This window comes from Thermaerobacter nagasakiensis, from assembly GCF_055396825.1.
The window spans coordinates 1,962,186-1,988,345 of record NZ_AP043740.1; the positions used below are offsets into that span (position 1 = coordinate 1,962,186).

The following is a 26,160-nucleotide window of genomic DNA, read 5'->3' on the forward strand; positions in this document are numbered from 1 at the left end:
ATCTCACTGACTACTATACATGGAATTGGCGGCGATGAGGAAGGTATAGCAAAACCCCGCGGGATGGACCCGCGGGGTTTTGCGGTCGGGCTGCCCGGATTTGAACCGGGGACCTCTACCACCCCAAGGTAGCGCGCTAACCAAGCTGCGCCACAGCCCGCCACGAACTCGACGCCATTCTAGCACGGGCTTCCCGATCCCGCAACACGGTCCCTGCCACCCCGCCACCCGCCGGCGACCGGCGCCGGCAGGTACCGGGCAGCCCGGGTCGCCGCCGCGCCGGGGCGGCCGCCCGGCACAGGGGCGGTCCCGGCCGCCACGGCGCGCCGGGTGGAACCTCGCGGGAGCCGGCCGGCGGAGCCGGCGGGCCCGGTCCCCGGCCGGCCAGGTCCCGGCCAGGGGCGGCGCCCGGGCGCTGCATAGAGCCGCCCGGCCGGGGGCATCTTCTGGCAGGGAGGTCCAGCGCATGCACCGGCACCCTTGCCCGGATGAACCGTCTTCGCCCCCGGGCGGCACCATCTGGTGGCTGGCCGGCCCCGCGGCCGGCGGGGTCGGGACCTACGTGGAGGCGGTGGGGCGGCAGCTGGCCGCGGCCGGCGCCAACTGCCGCCTGATCACCGTGCCGGCCGGCGGGTCCATGGCCTGGGGCGCCCTGCGCACCCTGGGTGCCCAGCTGCGCCACCAGGCCGGCTCGCCCCGCCTGATCCATGCCCACGGCCTGAAGGCGGCCCTGGCCGCCTCCCTGGCGTGCCCCCGGGTGCCACTGGTCATGACCCTTCATACCTTTCCCACCGGCTGGTGGCAGCGGCAGCTGGCCCGCTGGGTGGCGCACCGCTGCCGGGCCGTGGTGGCCGTCTCCCGGGCGCTGGCCACCTGGGCCGCCGTGGCGGGGATCGTCCCGGCCGCGGCCCCCGGCCGGCCGGCCCAGGTCCACGTCCTGGTCCCGCCCCTGCAACGCGTTGGGACGGCGCTCCTGCCGCGCCAGCGGGCGCGCCGGGAACTAGCCCTGCCCGACGTGGGCCCGGTGGTGGGCACCATCGCGCGCCTCAGCCGGGAAAAGGGCGTCGACGTGCTGCTGCGCGCCGTGGCCCTGGTCCACCGTCACGGGTTGCCCGTGACCTGCCTGGTCATCGGTGCGGGGCCTGACGAACCGGCCCTGCGCCGGCTGGCCGGGCGGCTGGGCATCGGCGCCTGGGTGCGCTGGGCCGGCCACCGCCAGGAGGCGGCCCGCTGGCTGCGGGCCGTGGACGTCTACGTCCAGCCGTCCCGCCAGGAGGCATACGGCCTGGCGGCGGCGGAAGCCATGGCGGCGGCCTGCCCGGTGGTGGTCAGCCGGACCGGTGGCCTGGAGGATCTGGTCCGCGACGGCATCGACGGCCGCCTGGTACCCCCCGGTGATCCCGTGGTGCTGGCCCGGGTCCTGTTCGGCCTCCTGCGCGACGAGGCGGCGCGGCAGCGCCTGGCCCGGGCGGCAGCCGCCAGGGCGAGCCGTTGGCCTGACGCAGCGCAGGTTGCCCGGCAGCACCTGCAGCTGTACGGTCAGCTGGCGACCCCGCCGGCCGCGGCCCGCCGCACCGGCCGGCTCCATCCGGCGGAGGAGAGGCGGTGACCGTGGCCCCTTCCGCGCGCACGGCTTCCGGTGCCGGCTCCCGGCCAGGCGCCGCGGCGGGTTCCTCCTCGAGCCCCGGCCTGTTCCCCCCAGGTGCCCCCGGCCGCGCGGCCCCCGGGCCCCGGTCGCGGGCGAGGGCCGGCGACCCGCGGACCCCGCCGGCGGCCCGGCGGGTGGCAGCCGTGCTCCTGGTGGCGGGGCTGCTGGCCGCGGGAACGGGGCTGACCGCGCGCCAGCTGCAAGGTACCCTGGACGGGGCCGGGAGGCTGGTCCTGGATGAAGGCCGCCCGTGGGTCGCGCCCGCCGCGCCGCCCGGCCAGGGTACGCAGCGCCGCGTGGTGACCCTGGTGACGGCCCCCGGCCTCGACCTGGCCCTGCTCCACCGCCTGGCGGCCACCGACCCCACGTGGCAGAGCCTGCTCCAGGGGGCCGCCATAGGCCTCATGACAGCCCACACCGGGGGTTATTACGGGCGCGAGGCGGCGTACCTGACCCTGGGGGCCGGGGCGCGGGCCGTCAGCGGCCCCACGGCCGGCTGGGTGCTCCCTGGCGACCAGGTGCTGGCGCCGGGGACGGCCGCCAGCCTGTTCGACCGCTGGTGGCCCGGCCCCTCGGGCACGCCGCCTGCTGCACCGGCGTCATGGCCCGGGAGCGCGCCGTCCGGGGCGGAACCTGCCCTGGCCGGCAGCCCGGCCCCAGCCCCCGCGGCGGCCGGGGTCCGGGGCGCGCCGGGAAGGAACGGCGGAGCGCAGGCGGCCGGTGGGCCGGAGGCCGGGGTGGAGGCCGCAGGCGAAGGGGCCGCGGGCGAGGCGGCAGCGAGCACGGGTCTTCCCGGGCTGCCACCTGTGGTGCACTGGGGCTGGCACGCCCTGCAGCGTGCCAACCAGGATCTGGATCACCCCGTGCCCCTGGGGTCCCTGGCCGCCGCCTTGCACGCAGCGGGCCTGAAGGTGGCCGCCCTGGGCAACGCCGACCTGCCCTCGGGTCCCTGGGCCTCGGCCCGCCCCGGCGCCGCGCTGCTGGCGGCTGACGGCCGCGGCCGGGTCGACCTCGGCCTGGTCGACGGCCGCGCCCTCGAACCCGATCCTTCTTTCCCCGGCGGCTGGCGGACCCGGTGGGACACGGTTCTGGACGCCTGGGCGCTGGCGCGCCGGCAGGCCGCCCTGGTGGTGGTAGAGGAAGGGGACCTGGCCCGGCTGGAGGACCTGGCGCCGCTCCTGCCCGCCGGCACCCTGGAAACGGCCCGGTGGGAGGCGGCCCGCCGGCTGGGACGGGCGCTGGCGGTCATGCGAGCGGGCCTGGGCCCCGAAGACCGGCTGATCCTGCTGAACCCGGCCCCCGGCAGCGAGGCCCGGGCCACGGGCGAGACCCTGATGCCCGTCATCACCTGGGGGGCGGGCTCCGGCCTGCTGGCCAGCCCGTCCACGCGCCGGGCCGGCGTGGTGGCCAACACCGACCTGGCGCCCATGATCGCGGCCCACCTGGCGGCGCCGCCCCACCCCGCCTGGGTAGGGCGGCCCTGGCTGGTGGTGCCCGGCGAAGGGCCGCCGGGGGCCGAGGCGCTGGCCGGCCTCCACCGGCTCGATGCCGGCCTGGTGGTCAACTACCAGCGGCGAGCCGCCTTCATCCGCCTGTTCGTGGGAGCGGGCCTGGTGTTGACGGCCGGCCCGCTGCTCGGCCTGTGGCGCCGCAGCCGCCGGCTGGGCCGCTGGGTGCAGCCCCTCCTGGCCCTGGCCGCCTTCCCCCTGGCCAACCTCCTGTTGCCGGCCTGGCCTGCCGGACCGGGGTGGAGCTGGTGGTCCGGGACGCCGTCGGTGTTGCTGGCGGCGCTTTTGGCCGTCGCCCTGGCGGCCCTGGCCCGGCGCCTGGCGGGGTCGACCCTGGGGGCCTTCGGCGCCGTAGGGTTCTGGACGGCGGTGGTGACGGTGGCCGACGCCCTGGCCGGGGCCTGGCTGGCCCAGCTGACGCCCTTCGGCTATTCGCCCATCGGTGGCGCGCGCTTCTACGGCATCGGCAACGAGTACATGGGGGTGCTGATCGGCTCGGCGGCGGTGGCCGCTGCCGCCTGGGCGGAGATGCGCCGGCGGGCGGCCGCGGCGGCGCCCGGTCACCGCCGGCGGCCCGGGTGGCAACCGGCCCGGCCGCCCATGCCCGGCCAGCCGCCCGCCGGCAGGTCAGGCCGCCCGTCGGCAGGCGCCGCGGCGGTGTGGCTGGCGGCCCCGAAGAGACTCGCCACCTGGTGGCGGCTGCCCGCGGCACTGGGGGTTCCGCTGACCCTGGGGGCCGTCGCCGCCGTCCTCGCCAGCCCCCGGCTGGGCAGCAACTTCGGCGGCGCCCTGTCGGCCGCCGTGGCGGCCTGCGGGCCCGCCCTGGCGTCGGCCCTGGCCGCCCGCCGGCAGCGCTTGCGCCGGCGGGCGGCTGCCGGGTTCCTCCTCCTGGGGGCGCCGGTGGCAGCCGGGCTGCTGATGGCCCTGTGGGACCGCCAGCTGGGTGCGGGGGCGACCCACGTCCTGGCCACCTGGGAGCAGGTGGAGAGCGTGGGACCCGGCGCCCTGGCGGACGTGGTGGTGCGCAAGATCGGCATGAACCTGCGGCTGATGCGCTACACCAACTGGAGCTACCTATTTGTCATGCTGGTCTTCGCCTATGCCTTCGTCATCTACCGGCGCGCGGCGGTGGTACGCCGGCTGGAGCGAAGCGCGCCCGAAGCCGTGCGGGGGCTGGCGGCCGTGGCGGCAGGCAGCCTGGCGGCCCTGCTCCTGAACGACAGCGGCATCGTGGCGGCCGCCACCACCCTGGTCTACGGGGCCACCCTGCTGCTGGCCCTGGCCGCCGGCCTGGAGAGCCCCGGCACGGCGCCCTTGTCCGCCGGCCCGCCCGAAACGGGCGCGGCCCCGCGGCCGGCCCTTCCCGCAGGATCCCAGGGGCCGGCGGCGTCCGGCCGGGGCCAGGCACCGGGCAGCCGCGGCGTCGCCCCCGATCCCGGGCGGTAATCCCGGCCCGCCGTCCACCGGCGCCCCAGGACGGCAGTCCCACCAGCAATCCCTCCACGGCGCCTGCCGGTCGCCGCCCGCCGACAAGGACAACGGCCGGCAACCGGCACCCCCGGCGTTGACGCCCCGGATCCCCCGCCACCGGTGAAGATCGGTGCCGCCATGTTGTTGACACGGCGGGGCAGGTTGCTACAATGAATCCTGGTTCTCATGGACCGGGCCGGGGAATCCGCTTTTTCAGGCGGGTTCCCGAAACTGACGCCGTCAGGCGGCGGAAAGGTTGTGAAATTCGGTCACGAAAAGGGGGCGAGGCGCATGCGGGCGCTCGGGCGGCACATCTTGGCCGAGGCATACGATTGCGACCCGGCGGTGCTGGATGACGTGAATCTGGTGGAGTCGATCATGGTAGAGGCGGCACTGGCCGCCGGGGCCGAGATTCGTCAGGTCGCCTTCCACAAGTTCGCCCCCCAGGGCGTCAGTGGGGTCGTGGTGATCTCGGAGTCCCACCTGACGATCCACACGTGGCCGGAGTTGGGTTACGCCGCCATCGACGTCTTCACCTGCGGGGACCACGTCGATCCGTGGGACGCGTGCCACTACATCTTCGAGCACCTGCGGGCGGGGCGCGTCGCGGCATCGGAAACCCAGCGGGGCATTCTGGACGAACAGGACAGCCCGAGGCTGCAGCCGGTGGCCCTGCGCCGGGACGCGGCGGGTTGACTGGTGACCGCCACACCCCGGGCGGGGCGGCAGAAGTGCGGGTTCCCCGCACTTCTTTTTTTGCCCTCCAGGGCATCCTGAAACTGGTACCCCTTCAGCCGGCCTTGCCAGGGCCGGGCGGCGGCCGTGCCGCCGGCCGGTGCCGGTCCGCATCCAAGGGCCGGCCGGGCCGCGCCTGGGGCGGGCCCGGTGGACCGCCAAGCCTGCAAGCACACAGCCTGTAAGGAGGAGTGGCCGTGGAACGCACCTTCGTCATGGTCAAGCCCGACGGCGTCCAGCGCGGCCTGGTGGGCGAGATCATCGCGCGGCTGGAGCGCAAGGGCCTCAAGCTGGTTGGGCTCAAGATGGTCCAGGTCAGTGAGGAACTGGCCCGCCGCCACTACGCGGCCCATGAGGGAAAGCCCTTCTTCCCGGGGCTGATCCGCTTCATCACCTCGGCACCGGTGGTGGCCATGGTCTGGGAGGGCCGGGAGGCCGTCAACGTGGTGCGCAATCTCATGGGTCCCACCGACGGGGCCAAGGCCGCGCCCGGCACCATCCGCGGCGACCTGGCCAACGACATCGGCTTCAACCTGGTGCACGGCAGCGACTCCCTCGAGAGCGCCCGGCAGGAGATCGAGCTCTGGTTCCGGCAGGATGAACTCATCGACTGGGAAAATCATAGGGAGGCCTGGCTGTACGACCGCAGCTGAGCCATCGCCGGCAGCGGGGTGCCGGGGATCCGGGCCGGTTCATCACGGTGTCCTTGCGGGGCCGAACCGGCCCGGCCGGGCCTGCGCTGCCGGGTGCGACGGAGGCCGTCCATGACCCGGGGTCTGGAACCACAAGGCGACCGGCTGGTGGTGGCGACCGCCGAGCAGCACCTGCGGGCGGTGGCCACCCTGATCCGCCACCACGGGCGGGCCATCCTGGGACAGTTTGACATCACGCCGCCCCAATTCGATGCCCTGCTCGTGCTCATGCGGCATCCCGACCTCACCATGGGGGAGCTCTGCCAGCACCTCTACCTGGCGTCCAGCACCGTCACCGACCTGGTCGACCGGCTGGAGCGACAGCAGCTGGTGCAGCGGGTCCGGGATCCGGCCGACCGCCGGGTGATCCGGCTGCGGCTCCTTCCCCGCGCCCGGGAACTGCTGGACGCGGTGCTGGAGGCGCGGCGCGCCTACCTGGCCCGGGTGCTGGCCCACCTGGATCCCGTGGACCGGCGGGTGTTGCTGCGTTCCCTGGAGCGCCTGGTGGACGCGATCCAGAGGGAGAGCAACGGCCAGCTTCCCGCCCTGGCCGGCAGCCCCGTCTCCCCGGGCCCCCGGCCGCAAGGGTGGGGCGGGACGGCCGATCCGGCCGGGGAGGGCGAGGCCGCAGCCGAGGCCCCGGAGCAGGATCCCGTCCCCGGCCGGAAGGGCCGCGGGGGCGGGGAAGGGAGGAGCGGGCCCGTGCGACTGGCCATCATCGGAGGAACGGGCGTATACGATCCGGAGATCCTGGACGACGTGCGCGAGGAGACGGTGGTCACGCCCTACGGGCGGGCCACCGTGCGCATCGGCAAGTTCCGCGGCCTGGAGGTGGTCTTCCTGGCCCGGCACGGCGCCGGGCACACGGTACCACCCCACAAGATCAACTACCGGGCCAACATCTATGCCCTGGCTGCGCTGGGGGTCCGCCGGGTCATCGCCACCGCCGCCGTGGGCTCCCTGCGCCAGGCCTTCGGGCCGGGCCACTTCGTCCTGGTCGACCAGTTCCTCGATTTTACTAAGAACCGCGTCTCCACCTTCTTCGAGGGCGGGGAGGCCGGGGTCGTCCACATCGACGTCACCGAGCCCTACTGCCCGGAGATCCGCAGCCACCTGGAGGCGGCCGGCAAGGCCCTGGGCCTGCCCGTGACCAACGGTGGCGTGTACGTCTGCACCGAGGGGCCGCGCTTTGAGACGCCCGCGGAGATCCGCATGTTCGAGCGCCTGGGCGGCGACCTGGTGGGCATGACCAGCGTGCCGGAGGTGGTGCTGGCCCGGGAGGCGGGCCTGTGCTACGCCACCATCGCCATGGTGACCAACTACGCCGCCGGCATCTCGGGCCAGCCCCTGACCCACGAAGAGGTGCTGGAGATCATGGCGGCCAACGGAACCAACCTGCGGCGGCTGATCCTGGAGGCCCTGCCCCGCCTGGCCGCCGAACCGGCCTGCCCGTGCGTGGCGCGCCCTGCCCCCCTCAAGGTGGCGGCGGCCACCGGCGGGGAGGAGGAACCCCGGCCGTGACGCCGCCCGTCCCGCCGAGCCGGATCCGGGATCCCGGGCTGGCGGCATCCGGCTGGCAGAAGATCCGCTGGGTCGAGCCCCGCATGCCCGTGGTGGCGGCGCTGGAACGCCGCCTGGCGGAAGAGGCGACCCTGGCGGGCCGCCGGGTCGCCATCTGCCTGCACCTGGAGGCCAAGACGGCGCGCATGGCCCTGGCGCTGCAGCGGGCCGGCGCCCGGGTGGCCATCTGCGGTTCCAATCCCCTCTCCACCCAGGACGACGTGGCCGCCGCCCTGGCCGGGGCCGGGGTGGCGGTGTACGCCTGGCACGGCGCCACGCCGGAGGAGTACGTGGAATTCATCGACCAGACCCTGGCCTTCCGCCCCCACCTGGTGCTGGACGACGGCGGGGATCTGGTGGCCCACCTGCACACCCGGCGCCGGGAGTGGCTTGAGGGCGTGCGGGGCGGCGCCGAGGAGACCACCACCGGCGTCCTGCGCCTGCGCGCCATGGCCCGGGACGGCGTGTTGCGGTTTCCCATGGCGGCCACCAACCACGCCGCCATGAAGCACCGGTTCGACAACCGGTACGGAACCGGGCAGTCGGTCTGGGACGGCATCATGCGCCTGACCAACCTGGTGGTGGCGGGCAAGACCGTGGTGGTCTGCGGCTACGGGTGGTGCGGCAAGGGCGTGGCGGAGCGGGCCCGGGGACTGGGCGCCCGGGTGGTGGTCTGCGAGGTGGACCCCATCCGGGCCAACGAGGCCCTGATGGACGGCCACCAGGTGATGCCGTCGGACGAGGCGGCGGCGCTGGGGGACGTGTTCGTCACCGTCACCGGGTGCCGCGACGTGCTGGTGGAACGCCACTTCCGGCGCATGAAGGACGGGGCGCTCCTGGCCAATGCGGGTCACTTCGATGTAGAGATCGCCAAGGCCGATCTGGAGGCGCTGGCCCAGCGGGTGGAGGAGGCGCGGCCCGGCGTCCGGACCTACGTGCTGCCCGGCGGTCGCCGCCTTCACCTGCTGGCCGACGGGCGACTGGTCAACCTGGCGGGTGGGGACGGCCACCCGGCCGAGATCATGGACCTGTCCTTCGGCCTGCAGCTCCTCGCCCTGGCCTGGATCGACCGGGAAGCCGAGCGGCTGGGGCCAGGGGTCTTTGCCCTGCCCGACGAGCTGGACCGGGAAGTGGCCGCCCTGCGGCTGCAGGCCCTGGGGATCGCCATCGACACCCTGCGGCCGGAACAGGCGGCCTACCTGGCCGGCTGGCGGGAGGGCACCGCCTAGGCCGGGGACAGCCGAGCGGCGAAAGGAGGACGGGCGATGCCGTCACGGGTGCTGATCGAGGGCGGCTGGGTGTTCGCGGGCGAGGGGAGCGGGCCCTTCGACATTGTCGCTGACGGGGTCGTGGCCGTGGAGGGCGAGCGCATCATCTACGCCGGACCGGCCTCGGGCCTGGATCCCAGCTGGCAGCCCACCCGGCGTATCGACGCGCGGGGGAAGATCGTCCTGCCGGGCCTGGTGAACGCCCACACCCACCACGCCATGTCCCTGTTGAGGGGGTACGCCGACGACGTGCCCCTCATGCCCTGGCTGGAGGAACACATCTGGCCGGCCGAAGCCCACCTGACCGGCGACGACGTCTACTGGGGCACCCTGCTGGCCATCGCCGAGTCGCTGCTGGCCGGTGTCACCACCTTCGCCGACATGTATTTCTTCATGGACCGGGTGGCGCAGGCGGTGCTGGAGACGGGGGTGCGGGCCCACCTCTCCCGCGGCCTGATCGGCGTCGCGCCGGGGTCGGACCGGGCCCTGGAGGAAGGCAAGGCGCTGGTCAGCGGCTTCCATGGCGCGGGGGACGGCCGCATCCGCTGCGCCCTGGCACCCCATGCGCCCTACACCTGCCCGCCGCCCTACGTGGCGCGGGTGCTGGAGGCCGCGGCGGCCCTGGGCTGCCCCATCCACACCCACCTGGCCGAGACCCGGGCGGAGGTCGAGCAGATCCGCGCCCAGTACGGCAAGAGCCCGATCCAGCACTTCGCCGAGCTGGGCGTGTTCCAGCACGAGACCCTGGCGGCCCACTGCGTCCACCTGGACGAGGCCGACATCGCCCTGCTGGCGGAACACCGGGTGGGCGTCGCCCACAACCCCATCTCCAACTGCAAGCTGGCCAGCGGCATCGCCCCGGTACCGGAGCTGCTGGCGGCGGGGGTGACGGTGGGCCTGGCCTCCGACGGAGCCGCCAGCACCAACCACCTGGACCTGTTCGAAGAGATGCGCCTGGCCGCCAACCTGCAAAAGGTGAGCCGCTACGACGCCACGGCCCTGCCGGCCTGGCAGGTGCTGCGCCTGGCCACCGTGGGCGGCGCCCGGGCGCTGGGCTTCGATCGCCTGGGCTGCCTGGCGCCGGGTTACCTGGCCGACATCGTGATCCTCGACCTGCGGGCGCCCCACCTGTGGCCGCGGCACGATCTGACCAGCCTGGTGGTGTACTCGGCCAAGGCCGCCGACGTGGACACGGTGCTGGTCCACGGCAAGGTGCTGGTGGACGGCGGCGAGCTGCTCACCATCGACCTGGAACGGGTGGAACACGAGACCCAGCAGCGGGCCGAGCGGCTGGCCCGCCTCGGGCGGGCCGCCCGGACGGGCCCGGCCGACGAGAACCCGCCCGCGCCAGCCGGGGAGGCGGCGGACCCGTCACCCCGGGGCGGTGCCGCGCAGTGACCGTGGTCAGTAGCCGCGGGCCTTGTCGACCACGTTGCGCAGGGGCCGGCCCTGGCGGAACCGCCGCAGGTTGTCGAGGAAGAGCTCCAGCGCCGCCCCGGTGTAATCCCGCATGGCGCCGGCGTTGTGGGGGGTGATGAGGACGTTGTCCAGCCCCCAGAGCGGGTGATGGGGCGGCAGCGGCTCCTCGGCGAAGACGTCCAGGCCGGCCCCGGCGATCCGCCGCGCCCGCAGCGCCTCCACCAGGGCCTCCTCGTCCACCACGGCGCCCCGGGCGATGTTGATGAGGAACGCGTCGGGCCGCATGGCGGCCAGTTCGTCCCGGCCGATCAGGTGGCGGGTCTCGGCCGTCAGCGCCGCGCTGACCACCACCCACTGGGCCGGCTCCAGGATGCGCCGGATCTCGCCCGGTCCCACCACCAGCTCGATGCCTTCCTCGGGCTCGGGGTTGCGGCGGCAGGCCAGCACGCGCATGCCAAAGGCCCTGGCGCGGCGGGCCACCTCCCGGCCGATGGCTCCCAGGCCGACCACGGCCAGGGTCTCGCCCGCCAGCTCCCGGGTAGGCAGGCGGCGCCACTGGGCCCGCCGCTGCTGGTCCAGGTAGCCGGGCAGGTTCCGGGCCCACGCCAGCATGAACATGAAGACGTGGTCGGCGATGGTGGCGGCATGCATCCCCCGGGCGTTGGTCAGGATCACCGGGTGGTCCCGCAGCTGGGGCACGGCCGCCAGCATGGCGTCGACCCCCGCGTAGGCACACTGGATCCAGCGCAGGTTGCGCGCCGCGGCCAGCCGTTCCGGCGTCAGCTCCCGCCCGAAGAGGAACGCCACGCTGGCCACGGCAAAAGCCCGGTCGAGCTCTTCCGGAGGAACCCGGCCGGCGAGGAGGCGGAGCCGGGCCTCGGGGACCTCTGCGGCCAGCCGCTGGGCCTGGGCGGGGGTCAGGGGCACGGTACATAGAATCTCCATGGTCACGGCAGATCGACCTCCCACAGCCGCGGGGTTCCGCCCTGGTGATTCCCCACGGCCCGGCCGGTTCCTCGTTGCCGGCCGCACCGGGGTCTCGGGATCCCTGCGACCGGCCGGGCTGGGCGGGGAAGGCCGGCGCCCCCCGCCACCCCACCGCGGCGGCGGGCGCCATCCGCCGCGGTCCAGGCCGGCAGGCTGCGGCCCGTGGCCCAGGAAGGGAGGCCCGTGGCCCAGGGGCGACGAAGGAGGCCGGGAATGGGCATCACCCTCTACCTGATCCGCCATGGTGAAACGGACTGGAACCGGGCCGGCGTCTACCAGGGCCAGAAGGATACCGCCCTCTCCCCGCGGGGGCGCCAGCAGGCCCGCGCCCTGGGGCGGCGCTTCGCCCACCACCCCCTGGACCTGGTGCTGGCCAGCGACCTGAAACGGGCGGTCGAAACCGCCCGGGCCGTGGCCGGCAGCCGCCGGCCGCCCGTTCCTCTGGAGACGGACCCGCGCCTGCGGGAGATGAACTTCGGCGCCTGGGAAGGGCTGGCGGCGGCCGAGATCCGCGCCCGTTACGCCGACGACTATGCCGCGTATCAGGCCGATCCCTTCGAAGGGCGCCCCACCGGTGGCGAAACCTTCCGGGAGCTGGGCGAGCGGGCCTGGGACGCCGTGGACGAGCGTCTCCGGCGCCCTGGTCTCCGGCGGCTGGCCGTGGTGGCCCACGGGGGTACCGTCAAGGCGCTGCTCTGCCGCCTGCTGGAGCTGCCGCCGGCCATGCGGACCCGGATGCTGATCGACAACACCGGCGTGACGGCGGTCGAGCTGCGGGAGGGGCGGCCCCCCCTGCTGCGGTATCTCAACGATACCTGTCACCTGCGCCGCCCCGGCTCCTTGCGGCCGGAAGAAGCCTAGGGCGGGAGGCGGGTCGCGCCGCATCGGGGCGGAAGGGGAGGGGGCGCCTTGGACGGCACCAGCCCGGCTCCGGGCCTTGAGGAGGAATCCTGCCCGGCGGGTGGCACCCGCCCGGCGGAGAGCGCGCAACCAGGCAGCGGCACCCACCAGGCGGGGCTCGCCGGGGCTCTCCCCGTCACCCGCGCGGCGGGAGCGCCGGCGGGTGGGCCGGAAGCGGGCCCGGGCCCGGAGGCGGCACCAGGACCCGGAACCCGGGCCGGTCAGCCCCCGGGCACCTCTCCGCCCGATGAGGAACCCGAGGGACCTGCAGGTCCCGGGGCTTCTCCATCCGCGCCGGGTTCACCCCCGGGCGGCGGGTCCCCGTCCCTGGCCGCCCTGGTGGATGCGGCCTTCCGCCCCGGCGGCCTGCTGGAGCGGCTGGTACCGGGCTACCAGTACCGCCCTGGCCAGGTGGAGATGGCGCTGGAGGTGGCCGCCGCCCTGGAGGAGGGACGCCACCTGGCGGTGGAGGCGGCGACGGGCATCGGCAAGAGCCTGGCCTACCTGATCCCTGCCGCCCTCTGGGCCCACCGCCACCGCACCCGGGTGGTGATCGCCACCCATACCGTGGCCCTTCAGGACCAGCTGCGGGCGCGCGACCTGCCGGTGGTGGAGCGGCTGGTGCCCGTTACGACCGCCGTGCTCAAGGGCTTTGGCCAGTATGCCTGCCGCCTGCAGGCCGCGGCGGTTCTGGACGAACTGGCCGCCAGCCGCCCGGTGCTGTGGTCCGCCGCCGGGGGACGCGGTACCCCGGACGAGAGGGAGGTGGGCAGCGCCGGTCCAGGAACGGCGGCCGGCGGCGCGGCGCCGGACCCCGAGGTCACGGACCCGGGCATCGTCCCCGAAGCCCTCGCGGCGACCGCCGCGGGCGATCCCGCCCGCGCCCTGGCCCACTGGCTTGAGTCCACCGCCACCGGCGAGCTGTCCGAACTGGCCCATCCCGTCCTGGGCCGCCTGGCCCCGCGCCTCGGCGTGGACGCCGGCTCCTGCCTGGGTGCAGCCTGCCCGGCGGCCCGGAGCTGCTTCCCCCTGCTGGCCCGGGAGAACGCGCAGAAGGCCGCCCTCATCGTCACCAACCACGCCCTGCTCCTGGCCGACTGGGCGGCCGGGGGCCGCCTCCTCCCCGCCTGCGACGCCCTGATCCTGGATGAAGCCCACCACCTGGAGGACGTGGCCGCCCAGCAGCTGGGCTGCCGGCTGAACCCCGCCGAGCTGCTTCGCGTGCTGGGAACCGCAGCCCCGTCCCGGCGTCCTGCGGCGGGCTTCGTCCCAGCGGGCGCCGGGGACGGGAGGCCGCGGCGGGAGGCGCCCGGCGGCCCGTTCTCCGCGGATCAGGGCGGTCCGGCGGCGGGTGGCCAGGGGGTCCCGCCCTCCACCAGCGGCGGCCACGACCTTCCCGCACGGGTTGCCCGCGCCCGCGCCGCGCTGGAAGGGCTGGCCACGGCGCTGGAGGCGGCGGCCGCCACCGCCGGTGGCGGTGCGGCCCGGCTGCCGCAGGATTGGAGGGAGGGGCGGGGCTCGCCCCTTCACCGGCAGCTGGCCCGGGCCCTGGCGGAGGCGGCAGAGAGCCTGCCCGCCCTGGCCGAAGCCCTGGACCGCCAGCCCCCGCCCGTGGAAGAGCGCGCCTATCTGGCCTTCCGGCGCCTGCGGCAGCGGGTTCAGGAGGCCGTGGCGGCCGTGGCGCGGCTGCAGGAGGCGGACGGGCTGTGCGCCTGGGTGGAAGCCCATCCTGCCGGCCCCCGGTTGAGTGCGGCCCCTGTGGTGGCTGCCGCGGATCTGGAGCCCCTGTTTGCCAGTGTCCCGGCGGTCCTGACCTCGGCTACCCTGCCCCGGGACGACCACTGGCTCCGGCGCCTGGGCATCGCGGGGGCCCGCCGCCGGTTCATCCCGTCACCCTTCGACTTCCCCCGCCAGGCGCTGCTGGTGGTGGTGACCGACGCGCCGCGCCCGCCCAGCCACCGCGACGAAGTCTACGCCGGGGAGCTGGCCCGCCAGCTGCTGCCCCTGATTGCCGCCATCCCCGGCGGCGTGCTGGTCCTGTTCACGGCCCGGTGGGCCCTTGAAGCCGTAGGGGAGCAGCTGCGGCCGGCCCTCCGCGCCCTGGGCCGGCGGCCCGCGCTGCAGGACCGCGACGGGCCCCGCGGCCGGCTGGTGGCGGCCCTGGCGGGCGGCCGGGTGGACGTGCTGATGGGGGTCGACAGCCTCTGGGAGGGAATCGACGTCCCCGGCCGGCGGCTGGAGGGGGTGATCCTCACCCGCCTGCCTTTCGACCCGCCGGGAGACCCCCTGACGGCAGCCCGCTGCGACGTCATCGCCGCCGCCGGGGGCTCGGCCTTCTTCCAGTATCAGCTGCCGCGCGCAGCCGTCAGATTAAAGCAGGGCTTTGGACGCTTGATCCGAGGCCCGGCGGACCGGGGCGTGGTGGTGGTCCTGGACCCGCGCCTGGCGCCGGGTTCCTCCCGGTACGCGACCCTGCTGCTGGACAGCCTGCCTCCGGCCGCTCGCTGGGTGGGGCCGGCGTCCGAGGCCGTCCAGGTGGTGGGTCGCTGGTTCACCCGGGCGGGGCGGGCGGGTGACGGCGACCACGGCCCGGGTTGAACAGCCTGGGGGAGGGCTGTGTCCCGGCGCGTGTCCGCCGGCGCCGGGGACTCGGCCCCGGCGTGCCCCGCCTTGCGCATCGCAACGGCCCTCGGGGGCCGCCGCGGCGACGCCCGGCAGGCCGGCGACCGGTCCCCTCGGGCGCCCTGGCCGGACATCCGGGCGGCCCGGCCGCAGCGGGGCGGGCTGGCCGGTGCAGCTGGTTCGTGGTACCATCCCAATAATCCTGGTGCCGGGCGCTGCTCGCAGGGTCGATCCGGGCCGCCCGGCGCCGTCCCGACGGACCCTATTTCAGGAGGCACGAGCGTTGCGCGTTCTACTGGTCAACGACGACGGGGTGTACAGCCAGGGGATCCAGACGCTGCGGGCCACGCTGGAGGAGCGGACGGGTTGGGAGGTCTACGTGGTGGCCCCCGATCGCCAGCGCAGCGCCTCCGGCCATGCCATCACCCTGCACAAGCCCCTGTACCTGGACCCCGTGGAGATCCCCGGCGCCCGCTCGCCGGTCTACGCGGTAAGCGGCACGCCGGCCGACTGCACCAAGATCGGGCTGCTGGCGGTCCTGCCGGGCCCGTGCGACCTGGTGATCTCCGGCATCAACCGCGGAGGGAACCTGGGCTTCGACGTGCTGTACTCGGGCACCGTGTCGGCGGCCATCGAAGGCGTCATCATGGGCGTCCCGGCCATTGCCGTCAGCCTGGCGGCCTGGGAAGACCCCGATTACGGGCCTGCGGCCGAGTTCACGGCCCGCCTGGCGGAGCTGGTGGCAAGGGAAGGACTGCCGCCGGGCGTCCTGCTGAACGTCAACGTCCCGCCCCTGCCGGCGGAGCGGATGGCGGGCGTGGCCCTGACGGTGCTCAGCCGCCGGATGTACCGGGACCGTTTCGAGAAGCGCCTGGATCCCCGCGGCCGCCCGTATTACTGGCTGGCCGGGGAGCCGGTGCAGGAACCGCCCTCGGTGGAAACGGACGTGGGGGCCGTACGGGCGGGTTACATCTCCGTCACCGCCCTCCACCTGCAGCTGTCGGACCACCAGACCATGGCGCGACTGGAGGCCTGGCGGCCGCAGCTGGAAGCCGGCCTGGGCACCGCACGGGGCCAGGACGCCGCAGGCCGGGCCCGGGTCCGGCCGGAAGCCTGAAGCCCGCGGCAGGAGTCCTTTTCCCTGCCGGTTGAACGCCGGTTGAACCCGCCGCGCGCGCGGCCTTACCTTTTCGCGGGGCGCCTGTGCTGGGGCGCGCGGGGCCTCCAAGCCACCGGCTCGCGGAAGACGGGGCCGGTTTTTGCTAGGGTACCATCCCGCCCTGGCGGCCACGATAGGAACGGGCCGCGGTTCCCGGAACGAACCGGCCGGATCCAGCACCCCGGCCGGTTCGACCGGCCCGCGGCCACGGACCCCGTCGTCGCGGTCGTACGCCGATCGCCCCATGCCTCCGATCCCCGGGCCACGGCCTACCGGGCCGGTGCGCTGCGCGCGCACCGGCCCGCGGCTTGGTCCGGGGTCGCCGCGCCGGGGTACGCCCGTGGCCCGGAGCCGCGGCACGGGCCCCCGAAGATGCCCTGGCGTCCCTCCGGCAGCGTTCTAACCCTCCTGCGCCCGACATAGGGATCTCCCGTACGGGCCCGCGCGCGTCGCGCGGGGAGCCCGGAAGGGGGGATCGGACCGTGCAGGGAGCCGACGCCCGGGAGCGTTTCCGCACCCCGCCGCCGTTCCACGCCCGCGCCGTGCTGGTGGGCGCGGCCGTGTCCCTGGTGCTGGTGGTCCTGGCGTCGGGGGTTCTGGCCCTGGCGGTGTACTTCACGGCACTTAACGAGTACCAGCTCAACGCCTTTCTTTACTACCTCGGGATGCTGGCGACCGCTGCCGGCGGGCTGGTGGCGGCCCGCGCCGCCGACCACAAGGGCTGGCTGCACGGTGGAGCCGCCGGCCTGCTGTACGTGCTGATCGGCAGCGCCCTGGGCCACTGGCTCTTTCCCGCGGAACCCACGCCCCTGGCCCAGCTGGGGCCCCGCATGTTGCTGGGGTTCATCCTCGGCGCCATCGGCGGGGCCGTGGGGATGCTGCTCTAGCCCGTGGCCTCCCCGGCCGCCATCAGACCGCCGCAGCCCGCGGCGGCACCGGTGTCCGACGGTACCCCGGCGCCGGCCCCTGGCCCCACCGGGCCAGGGCCCCCTTCCGGCCCGCGCCCTTCCACCTGGCGGGTACCCAGGACGGGACCCCTGGAGGCCAGACGGTGGTGAAGGAACGTTCCATGCAGGGAATCCCTGCCCCCGACCCGGACATGCCCTCGAGCCACGGGACCGACCCGGGGCTCGCCCCGGAACTGGAGGTTCGCCGGCCCTGCCCCGGGACGGGAGGCCGAAAGCTCCGTACCACCGGACCTGCGGCCGCGCTGGTGCCACCCGCTCCGGCTCCGCTGGCGGCCGTCGGGGTGGTCCGCCCCGGCCGGCGAAGCGCCGGGGCGGGTGGGGCCCCGCGCCCGTCCCGGAGAACCTCGGCCAGCCTGTCCCCGGCCGCCTCCGTGCTCCCCGCGGCAGGTCCGTCCTCGCCGTGCCGCCGCGGTCCCGCCCCGGGGGAAGGCGGCAGCGGGAACCCGGGGTTCCTGGGCCGCGCGCGCCGGGTCGCGCCCGGTGAGACAGCGGGTGGCCCATCCTCCCGGGCGGGCTCGTCCCGTGCCCAGGCGGGGCAAAGGACCGCAACCCCTCCGCCCTGGCACTGGCTGCCGCTGCTGGTAGCCTGCCTGGTCGCGGCCCTGGCCGGCTGGGGTGTGGGCAAGGTCTGGACCGAGGGGGTTGCCATTTCAAACCCCTCGGGCGCCGGCGTCCCGGAGGGAACGCCGGACCTCCGGCCGGGCCACGCCGCGGCAGGGGCGGGCCCGTTGGGGTTGCAGGCCCAAACCGTTCTGGCCGCCGAACCGCGGGTGCACGTGGTGCAAAAGGGGGAGACCTTGTACCGCATTGCTCGCCGCTACGGCGTACCGGTGGAGGAGCTGGCCCGGTACAACGGGCTCACAGACCCGGCCCGCATCGAGGCGGGCCAGCGCCTGCGCATCCCCGGCGCGGCCGGCTTCACGGCGGCGGGGCAAGCCCCGGACGCGGGTCCCGGCGCGGCATCCGGCCCGGGAACGGCTGCAAGCCGGGATCCGGGCGCCGCGCCCGGAAGCAATTCACCCGGTTCCGGCCGGCCGGGAACGGGCCCCGGTGGGGCATCCGGTCCGGGAACCGGAGAGGGCGGGGTGCGGGCGGGGGGCGAGGACCCCTCGGGTTCGACGAAGGAAACCAGACTGGGGGGCGGCGGCAACGCCGCGGAAGGCGGCCTGGTGGCCCTGACCTTCAACGACGGCCCCGATCCCGCCACCTGGCCCGCCCTGCTGGCGGTGCTGGAGGAGCATGACGTCAAGGCGACCTTCTTCCTGGAAGGTGCCCGGTCGCAGCAACACCCCCAGCTGGTGCAGGAGCTGGCGCGGCGGGGCCACCAGGTGGAAAACCACGGCTGGAGCCACCGTAGTCCCCACGAGCTGGGGGAGGCGGCGACCCGGGCCGAGATCCGCAGGACCGCGGCCTTGCTGGCACGGCTGGCTGGCCGGCCCCCCCTGTATTACCGGCCGGCCGGTGACCTGCGCGACCCGGCCGTCTTCCGCTGGGCGCGGGAAGAAGGCCACCGCGTCCTGCTGTGGACCAACATCGGCGCCCAGGACGTGCCGCCCCTGCCACCGGACCAGCTGGCGGCCCGGGTCGCCGCCAGCGCCTACAACGGGGCCGTCCTGATGCTCCACGCCACCCAACGGGCCACCATCGAGGCCCTGCCCCTGCTTCTGCAGCGCCTTGAGGCCAGGGCCCTGCGCCCCGTGACGGTCGACCAGCTGCTGGACGCCTTGCAGGCCGCCACCCCTCAGGGCGAGGCCGCGCCCGCTACCGGCCCGGGCGCCGCCGGAGACGCCGCCGGACCCGTCTCCACGCCGCCTTCCACCGGCGGGTCGGGGTGACAGGAGGGAGGGGATCCATCCGGCCCCGTTCCGGCCACCGTCGGAGGAGACCGTCCCGCCCGCAGGATTGGTCCGGGCCCCTCGCGAACCAAGGGGGGAAGGGGGGAGCGGCGTGACCGTCTACCTGAACTACATCAACGGCCGCTGGACCGAACCCCGTTCGGGGAAATACGTCGACAACATCAACCCTGCCACGGGGGAGGTCCTGGGCCGGGCGGCCCTGGGCACCGAGGAGGACGTGGCCGAAGCGGTGGCCGCGGCCAAGGCGGCCTTCGCCAGGTGGCGCAAGGTCCCGGCGCCGCGCCGGGCCGAGATCCTCTACCGGGCGGGCGAGCTCCTGCGGGAGCGCAAGGAAGACCTGGCCCGCAAGATGACCCAGGAGATGGGCAAGGTCCTGCCCGAGGCGCGGGGCGACGTCCAGGAAGGCATCGACATGGCCTACTACATGGCGGGCGAGGGTCGGCGCCTGCTGGGCCACACCACCCCGGCGGAAATGCCCGACAAGTTCGCCATGGCGGTACGGGAGCCCATCGGCGTGGTGGCGGCCATCACCCCGTGGAACTTCCCGCTGGCCATCCCCACGTGGAAGATCATGCCCGCCCTGGTGGCCGGCAACACGGTGGTCTTCAAGCCCGCCACCGACACGCCCTGGCTGGCCTACGAGCTGGTGCGGATCTTCGAGGAGGCCGGGCTGCCGCCGGGCGTGCTCAACCTGGTCTACGGCCCGGGTGGCACCGTGGGCGAGGCGCTGCTGCACCATCCCGACGTCCACCTGATCTCCTTCACGGGGTCGGTGGAGTCGGGCAAGCACGTCAACCAGGTGGCGGGCGCCCAGCTCAAGCGGGTGCACCTGGAGCTGGGGGGCAAGAATGCCGTCATCGTCATGGACGACGCCGACCTGGACCTGGTGGAACAGGCGGTGATCTGGAGCGCCTTCGGCACCACCGGCCAGCGCTGCACCGCGACCAGCCGCCTGCTGGTGCACGAGGCCGTCTACGACGAGGTGGTGGAGCGGCTGGCCGCCCGGGCGGCCCGCTTGCGCCTGGGCAACGGCCTGGATCCCCAGACGGACGTGGGCCCCCTCATCAACGGCCGCGCGGTGGAGAAGGTGGCGTACTACGTCAACGTGGGCCGCGAGGAGGGCGCCCGCCTGGTGGTGGGCGGCCAGCCGGCCACCGAGGGCGAGCTGGCCCGGGGCTTCTTCTTCCAGCCGACCATCTTCGCCGACGTCACCCCGGACATGCGCATCGCCAACGAGGAGATCTTCGGCCCGGTGCTGTCCATCATCAAGATCCGCAGCCTGGAGGAGGCCATCGAGATCAACAACTCGGTCCAGTACGGCCTCTCCAGCTCGATCTTCACCCAGAACGTGCGCAATGCCTTCGTCGCCATGCGGGATCTGGCGACGGGCATCTGCTACGTCAACCACGGCACCATCGGGGCCGAGATCCACCTGCCCTTCGGCGGCATGCGGGCGACGGGCAACGGACACCGGGAGGCCGGCCAGGCGGCGCTGGAGGTCTACACGGAGTGGAAGGCGATCTACGTGGACTTCAGCGGCCGGCTGCAGCGGGCCCAGATCGACGAGGTGAAGATCGACTAGGGCCCCGTGACGCCTGACGGTTCCTGGACCGCACGATCCCAGGGAAGGCCGGGGGAGGGCAGGGGCGAGCCCTCCCCTGGTGCCGTTCCACCCGGGGTTCGGGGTTCACCCCGGGGTTCGGGGTTCACCCCTGGGGGGCCGGATGCATGCGCGCCTGGCGCAGCTGGGCGGGGAACAGGGGATTGTAGTCCATGAGCCCTGCCTGCCGGTGGGCAGCGATGACGGCCTCCACGTCATAAGGGACCCGCACCAGGGTCACCGCCATCCGCGGTGCACCGACACGGGGGGCGTCCCTGTCCTCCTCCACGGTGATCAGGGCGTAGGCAGCCCGCGGATCTCCGTCGAAAGGCATGCCCACGCTGCCCGGCCCCACCATCCAGGGGCCGGTCCCACCCTGGCGCCAGGCCAGTTGCAGGTGGTGGTGACCGAAGAGCACCAGCTGGGCGTCCACGCCCGCCAGGGGATCGCCATCTTCCGGGCTGCCGGCGCCGGGCGGGCTCCCAGTGCCGGGTCCCGTGCCGGGAGCGCCGGCCGGGCCGGTGCCCGGCAGCCTGGGAAGCAGGGGCTCTTCGTCCGAGCGGGGCGAACCGTGCACCAGAAGCCCTGGGGCGCCACCCCACGTAACCTCGAGCCGCTCGGGCAGAGCCCCCAGCCAGGCCAGCCGCTCCGGCCCCAGGGCTTCCCGCCAGGGGCGCAGCAAGGCGTCGGCCCGCCCGGACGGCATCCCTGGCGGCCGGCCGCCTCCCGCCAGGTACCGGTCGGTGTTCCCCCGCACCGTGGGGATGTGCCGCTCCCGCAAGACGTCCACGCAGTAGGCCGCGTGGGGCCCCTGGAACGCCACGTCACCCAGGCAGTAGATGGCGTCCACGGCCCGGGCGGCGATGTCGGCCAGGACGGCGTCCAGGGCCGGCCCGTTGCCGTGGATGTCGCTGATCACCGCGACCCTCACGGTAGCACCTCCTCGCACGCGTCCCTCACCGGGCCCCGCCCCCGACCCTGCCCGTGCCTGGTCCGCCCCCTCAGGACGAACCCGCCAGCGGCCGGATCCCCCGGGCCAGTCCTTCAGCGCCGCCCGCCAGCCGGCGGTGAAGCCGGCCGATGAGAACCAGGCCCGCCAGTTGCAAGAGTACCGCCAGGCCCCAGGCGGCCGCGTAGTGGCCCACTGCGTCCACCACCCGCCCGAAGAGGGGCGGCGCCAGCATGGTGAAGACGTACAGCACCGTCATGCTCAGGCCCAAAGCCGGCGCCGACCGGGATCCCGCGTTTTCCGCCACCACCGTGGTGTAGAGCCCGTTCCACCCGAGACAACTGAACCCTGCCAGGGCCGCCAGGAGCACCATGGCCGCGGATCCTACCGGACCGTGCCCGCTGGTGCCGCCCAGGAGGGCGGCGGCCACCAGGCCCGCCGCCGCCAGCATCCCCCCCAAGGCCGCACCGGCCATGGGCTGCGCCCGCTGGCCGCCAAACAGCCGGTCGGAGGCCCAGCCCCAGGCCAGCCGCCCCAGCATGCCCCCCAGATGGACCACCAGCAGAAGGCGCCCGGCCGCGTCCGGGGACCAGCCGAACACGTCTTCCATGAACAGGGGCAAGTACCCCGTCAGGCTGAACTGGACCGCTGCCAGCACGCACGCTACGACGGTGACCAGGACCAGCGTGGGCTGGCGGAAGAACCAGGCCGCCACCGCCAGGGCGCCGGCATCCCGCCCCTGCGCCGCCCGGGCCGCCCGCGGGTCCTGGGCCCGCCCCGACCGCGCCCCGTGGACCTCCGCCGGCCCGCATTTCGCGCAACGCGCCCCGGCAACGCGGCCGCGTTGTCCGGACCCGGGTCCGGTTCCCGTCTCCCGGGGCCGTGGGACCGGCCCGGGCTCGTCCCGCGGGAGGACCAGTCCCACCAGCACCCCGCTGGCGATGCAGGCCACCGCCGCCCCTGCCAGGGCCGCCCGCCAGCCCCAGGCACTGGCCAGGCCGGGGAGGAGCCATGCGGCCGCAAACCCGCCCGCCGGCAAGCCCGCCTGGCGGATCCCCATGGCGAGGCCGCGCTCCCTGGGGGGAAACCAGCCGATGACGGCGTGGCTGCCGGCCACCTGGCTGGACGGGAAACCCGTCCCCGCCATCACCAGCAGGCCCAGCAGCATGCCCAGCCCCGCCCCATCCAGGGCCGCGGCCAGAGAGACCAGGCCCGCCAGGACGGCACCGGCCGCCATGACCCGGCGATCACCGTAGCGGTCCGTCAGGCGCCCGGTCAGGTAAAAGGTCGCCAGCGCCCCCAGGTCGAAGGCACCCAGGACGAGTCCGGTGGCCGTCAGGGACAGGCCCAGGTCCGCCCGGATGAACGGGGCCAGTACGGGGATCCCGAAGCGGATGCCGGTGAGCCCCGCCTGTTGCAGGGTGGCCAGCGCCAGGAGAAACCAGCGCCGGGGCAGAGCCTGCCCGGCCGCTACGGCCTGCCCCGCCGCGCCGGCCCCGGCGGGCTGCCTGGCCCCTGCCGCCGGGCCCGGCGGCCCGGCCGCTACGGCGGCGCCGGCCGCCGTGGCCGCAGCAGGGCCGCCCGGGAGGCCAGGCCGCCGTGGGTCCTCCGGCGGGCCTTGCGGCGGCAGGCCGGCCGGCATCTCCGCCACCTGCCCCTGCCCGTGGGAACGGGGAGGCGAGCCGGGGACCGGGGCGGGTGTCCCGGGATCGGGAGCGGAACCCGCCCTTGGATGGTTGTCGGTACGCGTAGGCATCGTCCCTCCTGCCGGGCCGGGACGCCGGGGTCCTGGCCATCCCTGAAGAGGTTTGGGCAGCACCGGCGGTAGCTCCTGCCGGGCAGCCGGGGAGCGCGGGCTGCCACCCGGCTCGCCCGGGGCCCGCCGGTGCCGCCGCCGGCCGGCAAGCCGCCCGTGCTGGGCGGCGCCGCCTTCCTCCCGGTAGCGCCGGGGCGCAGGCCGCCTTGACGAGGCTGTAAGCATTGGCTTATCCCGGTAATGGGTTTACCCGTTAACTGGGTCCAGATCCCACGGGTGGGGGGAGTCCCATGGCGAAGACGGCGAAGACCATGAGGGCCATGGTCATCCGGACCTTCGGAGGGCCTGAGGTCTTTGAAGCCCGGGAGGTACCGGTACCCGAGCCCGGCCCGGGCGAGGTGCTGGTCGAGGTTCACGCCAGTTCCGTCAACCCGGTGGATTACAAGATTCGCCGCAACGGCACCTGGGCCGGTGTGGTGCCTCCTGCCATCATCGGCTACGACGTGTCGGGCGTGGTGGTGGCGGTGGGACCGGGAGTGACGGATTTCCAGCCGGGCGATGAGGTCTACTACACCCCCGAGATCTTCGGTGGCCGGCCGGGCAGCTACGCGCAGTATCACGTGGCGCGCCAGGAGATCGTCGCCCGCAAGCCGGAGAACCTGTCCCACACCGAAGCGGCCGTGGTGCCCCTGGCCGGGGGAACGGCGTGGGACGGCCTGATCACCCGTGGTGGGCTAAAGGTGGGCGAAACGGTGTTGATCCACGGCGCGGCCGGTGGTGTCGGCCACTTCGCCGTCCAGATCGCCAAGGCGGCCGGTGCTTTCGTCTACGCGACCGCCCGGGCCGACAACATGGAATTCGTCAAGTCCCTGGGCGCCTACCGGGTGATCGAGTACCGGACCCAGGATTTCGTGGAGGTCATCCGGCGCGAGACCGGCGGCCAGGGCGTGGACCTGGTCCTGGACACGGTGGGAGGGGAGGTCCTCACCCGGAGTCTTGAGGTGGTGCGGCCCCACGGACGGGTGGTGACCATCCTGGGCGGCCAGGTCAACCTGGGCCCCCTGTCGCGGAAGAACCTGACACTGCACGGGCTCTTCCTGGAGCGGGCCCGGTACAAGCTGGATGCCCTCCGGACCCTGATCGAAGGCGGCAAGCTGCGCCCGGCCCTGGACGGCATCCTGCCCCTGGACCAGGTGGCCGAAGCCCACAGCCGCCTGGAGGAGGGCGGCGTGCGCGGCAAGATCGCCCTGCGGGTTCGACCCGCCGGTTCCCCCGGCGGCTTCTGAGCCGGAACCGGACCCGCGGGAGCCGGGAGCCCGGTGCGGGCCGGCCCCGCCAACGGCGACCGCAGCCGAGACGGCAGGAGAGAGACCCGTGCAGGAGCTCGGCAAAAGTCTCGGCAGGAGTTCGGGGTCCCCCCGGCCGAACTCCGTCTCCCTCGGGTTCACTCGGGGCCGGACGTCTCTTCATTGCACCTGGAACCCTCCCGGAGGAAGGCAGGGAATGCCCGTGTCGTCCTGGTGGCACCAATACCGGCGGCTGCAGCTGTCCTGGGCGGAACCCGGGATCCTGGAGCTGGTCCTGGAGCAGCCGGAGACGCTCAACGCGGTGGACGCCGAGACCCATACCGAGCTTACCCGCATCTGGAGGGACATCGACGGCGACGCCGGAGTTCGGGTCGTGCTGGTACGGGGCGCAGGGAAGGCCTTTTCGGCCGGCGGCGATTTCCGCCTGGTCGAAGCCATCATGCAGGATCCCCAGGTCCGGGTGCGGGTCTGGAAAGAAGCCCGCGACCTGGTGTACAACCTCATCAATTGTTCCAAGCCCGTGGTCTCCGCCATCGAAGGCCCCGCCGTCGGCGCCGGACTGGCCGTGGCGCTGCTGGCCGACATCGCCGTGGCCGCCCGGAACGCCCGCCTGCTGGATGGGCACGTTCGCCTGGGCGTGGCCGCCGGCGATCACGCCGCCATCATCTGGCCTCTACTGGTGGGCATGGCCCGGGCCAAGTATCACCTCCTGCTGAACGAGCCCGTGAGCGGCGAGGAAGCCGCCCGGATCGGGCTCGTCGCCCTCTGCGTGGACGACGGCGAGGCCCGGGAGGCTGCCCTGAACATTGCCCGCCGGCTGGCCCAGGGCAGCCCGACGGCGATCCGCTGGACCAAGTACGCCCTCAACAACTGGCTGCGGGCCGCGGGTCCGATCTTCGACACCTCGACGGCGCTGGAGTTCCTGGGTTTCACCTTGCCGGATGCCGCCGAGGGCCTGGCTTCGCTACGCAGCAAGCGGCCGCCCCAGTTCGAGCCCAGCTCGCCGCTTTGAGGCACGGGCGCACCTTCGGTAGGGATAGACCCCGCCTGCAGCCCCCACCTCCAACCCACGCCGGCGGAGGGGGACCCGCCCTGGAGCGGGGGCCGGGCTCGCCGCCACACGGGTGGGGCCGCTCGGTGCGTAGGTGCCCCTTCGCGGCGGGCCCCGATTCCGGGCAACATGCTTGGGGGAACGCGGCCGGGTCCGCGTCACCCGGCGACGCCCGCCGTCCCCCGGCACCCTTCGGCTGGGGCGAATCCCTGCAGGCGGGTCGGCGACTTCCGCCTGCAGGGAGCCTCCTCGTCGCTTGTACGGTCGAACCCGCCGCCGGGCTGGTCGTGTCGCGGGAGCGAGAGGGGCTGGGGGCCGTGGGGTGCCCCGTGCTTACTTAACTTACTTAACATAATGTTACTTATACGAAGTACAGGACGACGTCCTGAAGCCAGGTCCCGGGGTCTCACCAGAACCCCGGTGTCCCGCTGCCCGCCGGCCCTCCAGCCCTGGCGGTGGCCACGGAAGGTGGTCGCTCATGGCTTCTCCAGAGAAATCTGCGAATCTGGACGAAGCGACCCAGAGCGGCGGTAAGCCTGCCCATCGCATCCACCGGCTGCGCTGCAACCGGTACCGGTTCCTCCGCCCAGGTACGGCTCCGCCGCAATGTGGCTGCCCGCCACCCGCCCGAAAAATCCCGATCGGCGGACGGTTGCATGCTCACCCGGTGTACCGCTGCCGAGCAGCGGGCCCGCAGGATGCCTT

Annotated in this window: 18 protein-coding genes, 1 tRNA gene and 1 pseudogene; 16 read left to right on the plus strand and 4 right to left on the minus strand. The window is 74.3% G+C overall.

All coding sequences use genetic code 11. From position 1 onward, the window contains the following. Positions 1–85 precede the first annotated feature (85 nt). Positions 86–160: transfer RNA gene (locus ACZ5T9_RS08380), tRNA-Pro, on the minus strand. A 306-nt stretch (positions 161–466) separates the two neighbouring features. Between ACZ5T9_RS08380 and ACZ5T9_RS08385 the strand changes: the two genes are divergently transcribed. The 8 genes and pseudogenes from ACZ5T9_RS08385 (at position 467) to ACZ5T9_RS08420 (ending at position 10,279) form a co-directional block, all read left to right on the plus strand. After that, positions 467–1,609 (plus strand): glycosyltransferase, encoded by a 1,143-nt coding sequence (locus ACZ5T9_RS08385; RefSeq protein WP_464832607.1) that lies wholly within the window; start codon positions 467–469, stop codon positions 1,607–1,609. 173 nt (positions 1,610–1,782) lie between these two features. Next, entirely contained in the window at positions 1,783–4,602 is a 2,820-nt protein-coding gene (locus tag ACZ5T9_RS08390) for a hypothetical protein (protein WP_464832608.1), read from the plus strand. 315 nt (positions 4,603–4,917) lie between these two features. Beyond that, complete coding sequence (gene speD, locus ACZ5T9_RS08395) at positions 4,918–5,322, plus strand: adenosylmethionine decarboxylase (RefSeq protein ID WP_006904850.1); 405 nt, start codon at positions 4,918–4,920, stop codon at positions 5,320–5,322. 236 nt (positions 5,323–5,558) lie between these two features. Continuing rightward, a complete protein-coding gene (ndk, locus tag ACZ5T9_RS08400) occupies positions 5,559–6,014 on the plus strand; it encodes a nucleoside-diphosphate kinase (protein WP_006904851.1) in 456 nt (151 codons plus the stop codon). A 267-nt stretch (positions 6,015–6,281) separates the two neighbouring features. After that, positions 6,282–6,359 (plus strand): annotated as a pseudogene (locus tag ACZ5T9_RS08405) (MarR family transcriptional regulator); the annotation flags it as partial. Between the two features lie 396 nt (positions 6,360–6,755). Beyond that, entirely contained in the window at positions 6,756–7,574 is an 819-nt protein-coding gene (mtnP, locus tag ACZ5T9_RS08410; RefSeq protein ID WP_051009345.1) for an S-methyl-5'-thioadenosine phosphorylase, read from the plus strand. Further along, positions 7,571–8,842, plus strand: coding sequence for an adenosylhomocysteinase (locus ACZ5T9_RS08415; protein WP_464832609.1), 1,272 nt, complete (start codon positions 7,571–7,573; stop codon positions 8,840–8,842). Before mtnP ends, ACZ5T9_RS08415 begins: the two co-directional genes overlap by 4 nt. Positions 8,843–8,878: 36 nt before the next feature. After that, complete coding sequence (locus tag ACZ5T9_RS08420; protein WP_464832610.1) at positions 8,879–10,279, plus strand: amidohydrolase; 1,401 nt, start codon at positions 8,879–8,881, stop codon at positions 10,277–10,279. 6 nt (positions 10,280–10,285) lie between these two features. Here ACZ5T9_RS08420 and ACZ5T9_RS08425 read toward each other — a convergent pair whose 3' ends face one another. Further along, a complete protein-coding gene (locus ACZ5T9_RS08425; protein ID WP_464834418.1) occupies positions 10,286–11,245 on the minus strand; it encodes a D-2-hydroxyacid dehydrogenase in 960 nt (319 codons plus the stop codon). Positions 11,246–11,500: 255 nt separating this feature from the next. Between ACZ5T9_RS08425 and ACZ5T9_RS08430 the strand changes: the two genes are divergently transcribed. From ACZ5T9_RS08430 to ACZ5T9_RS08455, 6 genes are all read left to right on the plus strand, one after another. After that, positions 11,501–12,148 (plus strand): histidine phosphatase family protein, encoded by a 648-nt coding sequence (locus ACZ5T9_RS08430; RefSeq protein ID WP_006904856.1) that lies wholly within the window; start codon positions 11,501–11,503, stop codon positions 12,146–12,148. Between the two features lie 48 nt (positions 12,149–12,196). Continuing rightward, positions 12,197–14,785: an ATP-dependent DNA helicase gene (locus ACZ5T9_RS08435; RefSeq protein ID WP_464832611.1), complete on the plus strand. Its 2,589-nt coding sequence runs from the start codon at positions 12,197–12,199 to the stop codon at positions 14,783–14,785. Positions 14,786–15,092: 307 nt separating this feature from the next. Then, the gene (surE, locus tag ACZ5T9_RS08440; protein WP_464832612.1) at positions 15,093–15,926 is read left to right on the plus strand and encodes a 5'/3'-nucleotidase SurE; all 834 of its coding nucleotides are present in this window, start codon (positions 15,093–15,095) and stop codon (positions 15,924–15,926) included. Between the two features lie 524 nt (positions 15,927–16,450). Next, positions 16,451–16,855 carry a TIGR04086 family membrane protein gene (locus tag ACZ5T9_RS08445; RefSeq protein ID WP_006904859.1) on the plus strand — a complete coding sequence of 135 codons (405 nt, stop codon included), beginning with the start codon at positions 16,451–16,453 and terminating at the stop codon, positions 16,853–16,855. A gap of 815 nt (positions 16,856–17,670) precedes the next feature. Further along, on the plus strand, positions 17,671–18,771 hold the full coding sequence (locus tag ACZ5T9_RS08450; protein ID WP_464832613.1) for a polysaccharide deacetylase family protein: 1,101 nt from the start codon (positions 17,671–17,673) through the stop codon (positions 18,769–18,771). A 112-nt stretch (positions 18,772–18,883) separates the two neighbouring features. After that, positions 18,884–20,374, plus strand: coding sequence for an aldehyde dehydrogenase family protein (locus tag ACZ5T9_RS08455; protein WP_006904861.1), 1,491 nt, complete (start codon positions 18,884–18,886; stop codon positions 20,372–20,374). Between the two features lie 124 nt (positions 20,375–20,498). On the opposite strand, the gene ACZ5T9_RS08460 is transcribed toward ACZ5T9_RS08455, so the two are convergent. Continuing rightward, the gene (locus ACZ5T9_RS08460; RefSeq protein ID WP_006904862.1) at positions 20,499–21,323 is read right to left on the minus strand and encodes a metallophosphoesterase family protein; all 825 of its coding nucleotides are present in this window, start codon (positions 21,321–21,323) and stop codon (positions 20,499–20,501) included. Between the two features lie 70 nt (positions 21,324–21,393). Next, positions 21,394–23,097 (minus strand): MFS transporter, encoded by a 1,704-nt coding sequence (locus ACZ5T9_RS08465; RefSeq protein WP_464832614.1) that lies wholly within the window; start codon positions 23,095–23,097, stop codon positions 21,394–21,396. Positions 23,098–23,387: 290 nt separating this feature from the next. Here ACZ5T9_RS08465 and ACZ5T9_RS08470 point away from each other — a divergent pair, with 290 nt between their 5' ends. Together ACZ5T9_RS08470 and ACZ5T9_RS08475 are read left to right on the plus strand one after the other, a co-directional pair. Continuing rightward, positions 23,388–24,383 (plus strand): zinc-dependent alcohol dehydrogenase family protein, encoded by a 996-nt coding sequence (locus ACZ5T9_RS08470; RefSeq protein WP_464832615.1) that lies wholly within the window; start codon positions 23,388–23,390, stop codon positions 24,381–24,383. Positions 24,384–24,600: 217 nt separating this feature from the next. Further along, positions 24,601–25,416 (plus strand): enoyl-CoA hydratase/isomerase family protein, encoded by an 816-nt coding sequence (locus ACZ5T9_RS08475; RefSeq protein ID WP_464832617.1) that lies wholly within the window; start codon positions 24,601–24,603, stop codon positions 25,414–25,416. Positions 25,417–26,160: the final 744 nt, after the last annotated feature.

Coding starts and splice junctions, on each gene's coding strand:
- ACZ5T9_RS08385 (WP_464832607.1), top strand. CDS start 467: ATGCACCGGCACCCTTGCCCGGATGAACCGTCTTCGCCCCCGGGCGGC.
- ACZ5T9_RS08475 (WP_464832617.1), top strand. CDS start 24,601: ATGCCCGTGTCGTCCTGGTGGCACCAATACCGGCGGCTGCAGCTGTCC.
- ACZ5T9_RS08425 (WP_464834418.1), bottom strand. CDS start 11,245: ATGGAGATTCTATGTACCGTGCCCCTGACCCCCGCCCAGGCCCAGCGG.
- ACZ5T9_RS08465 (WP_464832614.1), bottom strand. CDS start 23,097: ATGCCTACGCGTACCGACAACCATCCAAGGGCGGGTTCCGCTCCCGAT.
- ACZ5T9_RS08470 (WP_464832615.1), top strand. CDS start 23,388: ATGGCGAAGACGGCGAAGACCATGAGGGCCATGGTCATCCGGACCTTC.
- ACZ5T9_RS08430 (WP_006904856.1), top strand. CDS start 11,501: ATGGGCATCACCCTCTACCTGATCCGCCATGGTGAAACGGACTGGAAC.
- ACZ5T9_RS08420 (WP_464832610.1), top strand. CDS start 8,879: ATGCCGTCACGGGTGCTGATCGAGGGCGGCTGGGTGTTCGCGGGCGAG.
- speD (WP_006904850.1), top strand. CDS start 4,918: ATGCGGGCGCTCGGGCGGCACATCTTGGCCGAGGCATACGATTGCGAC.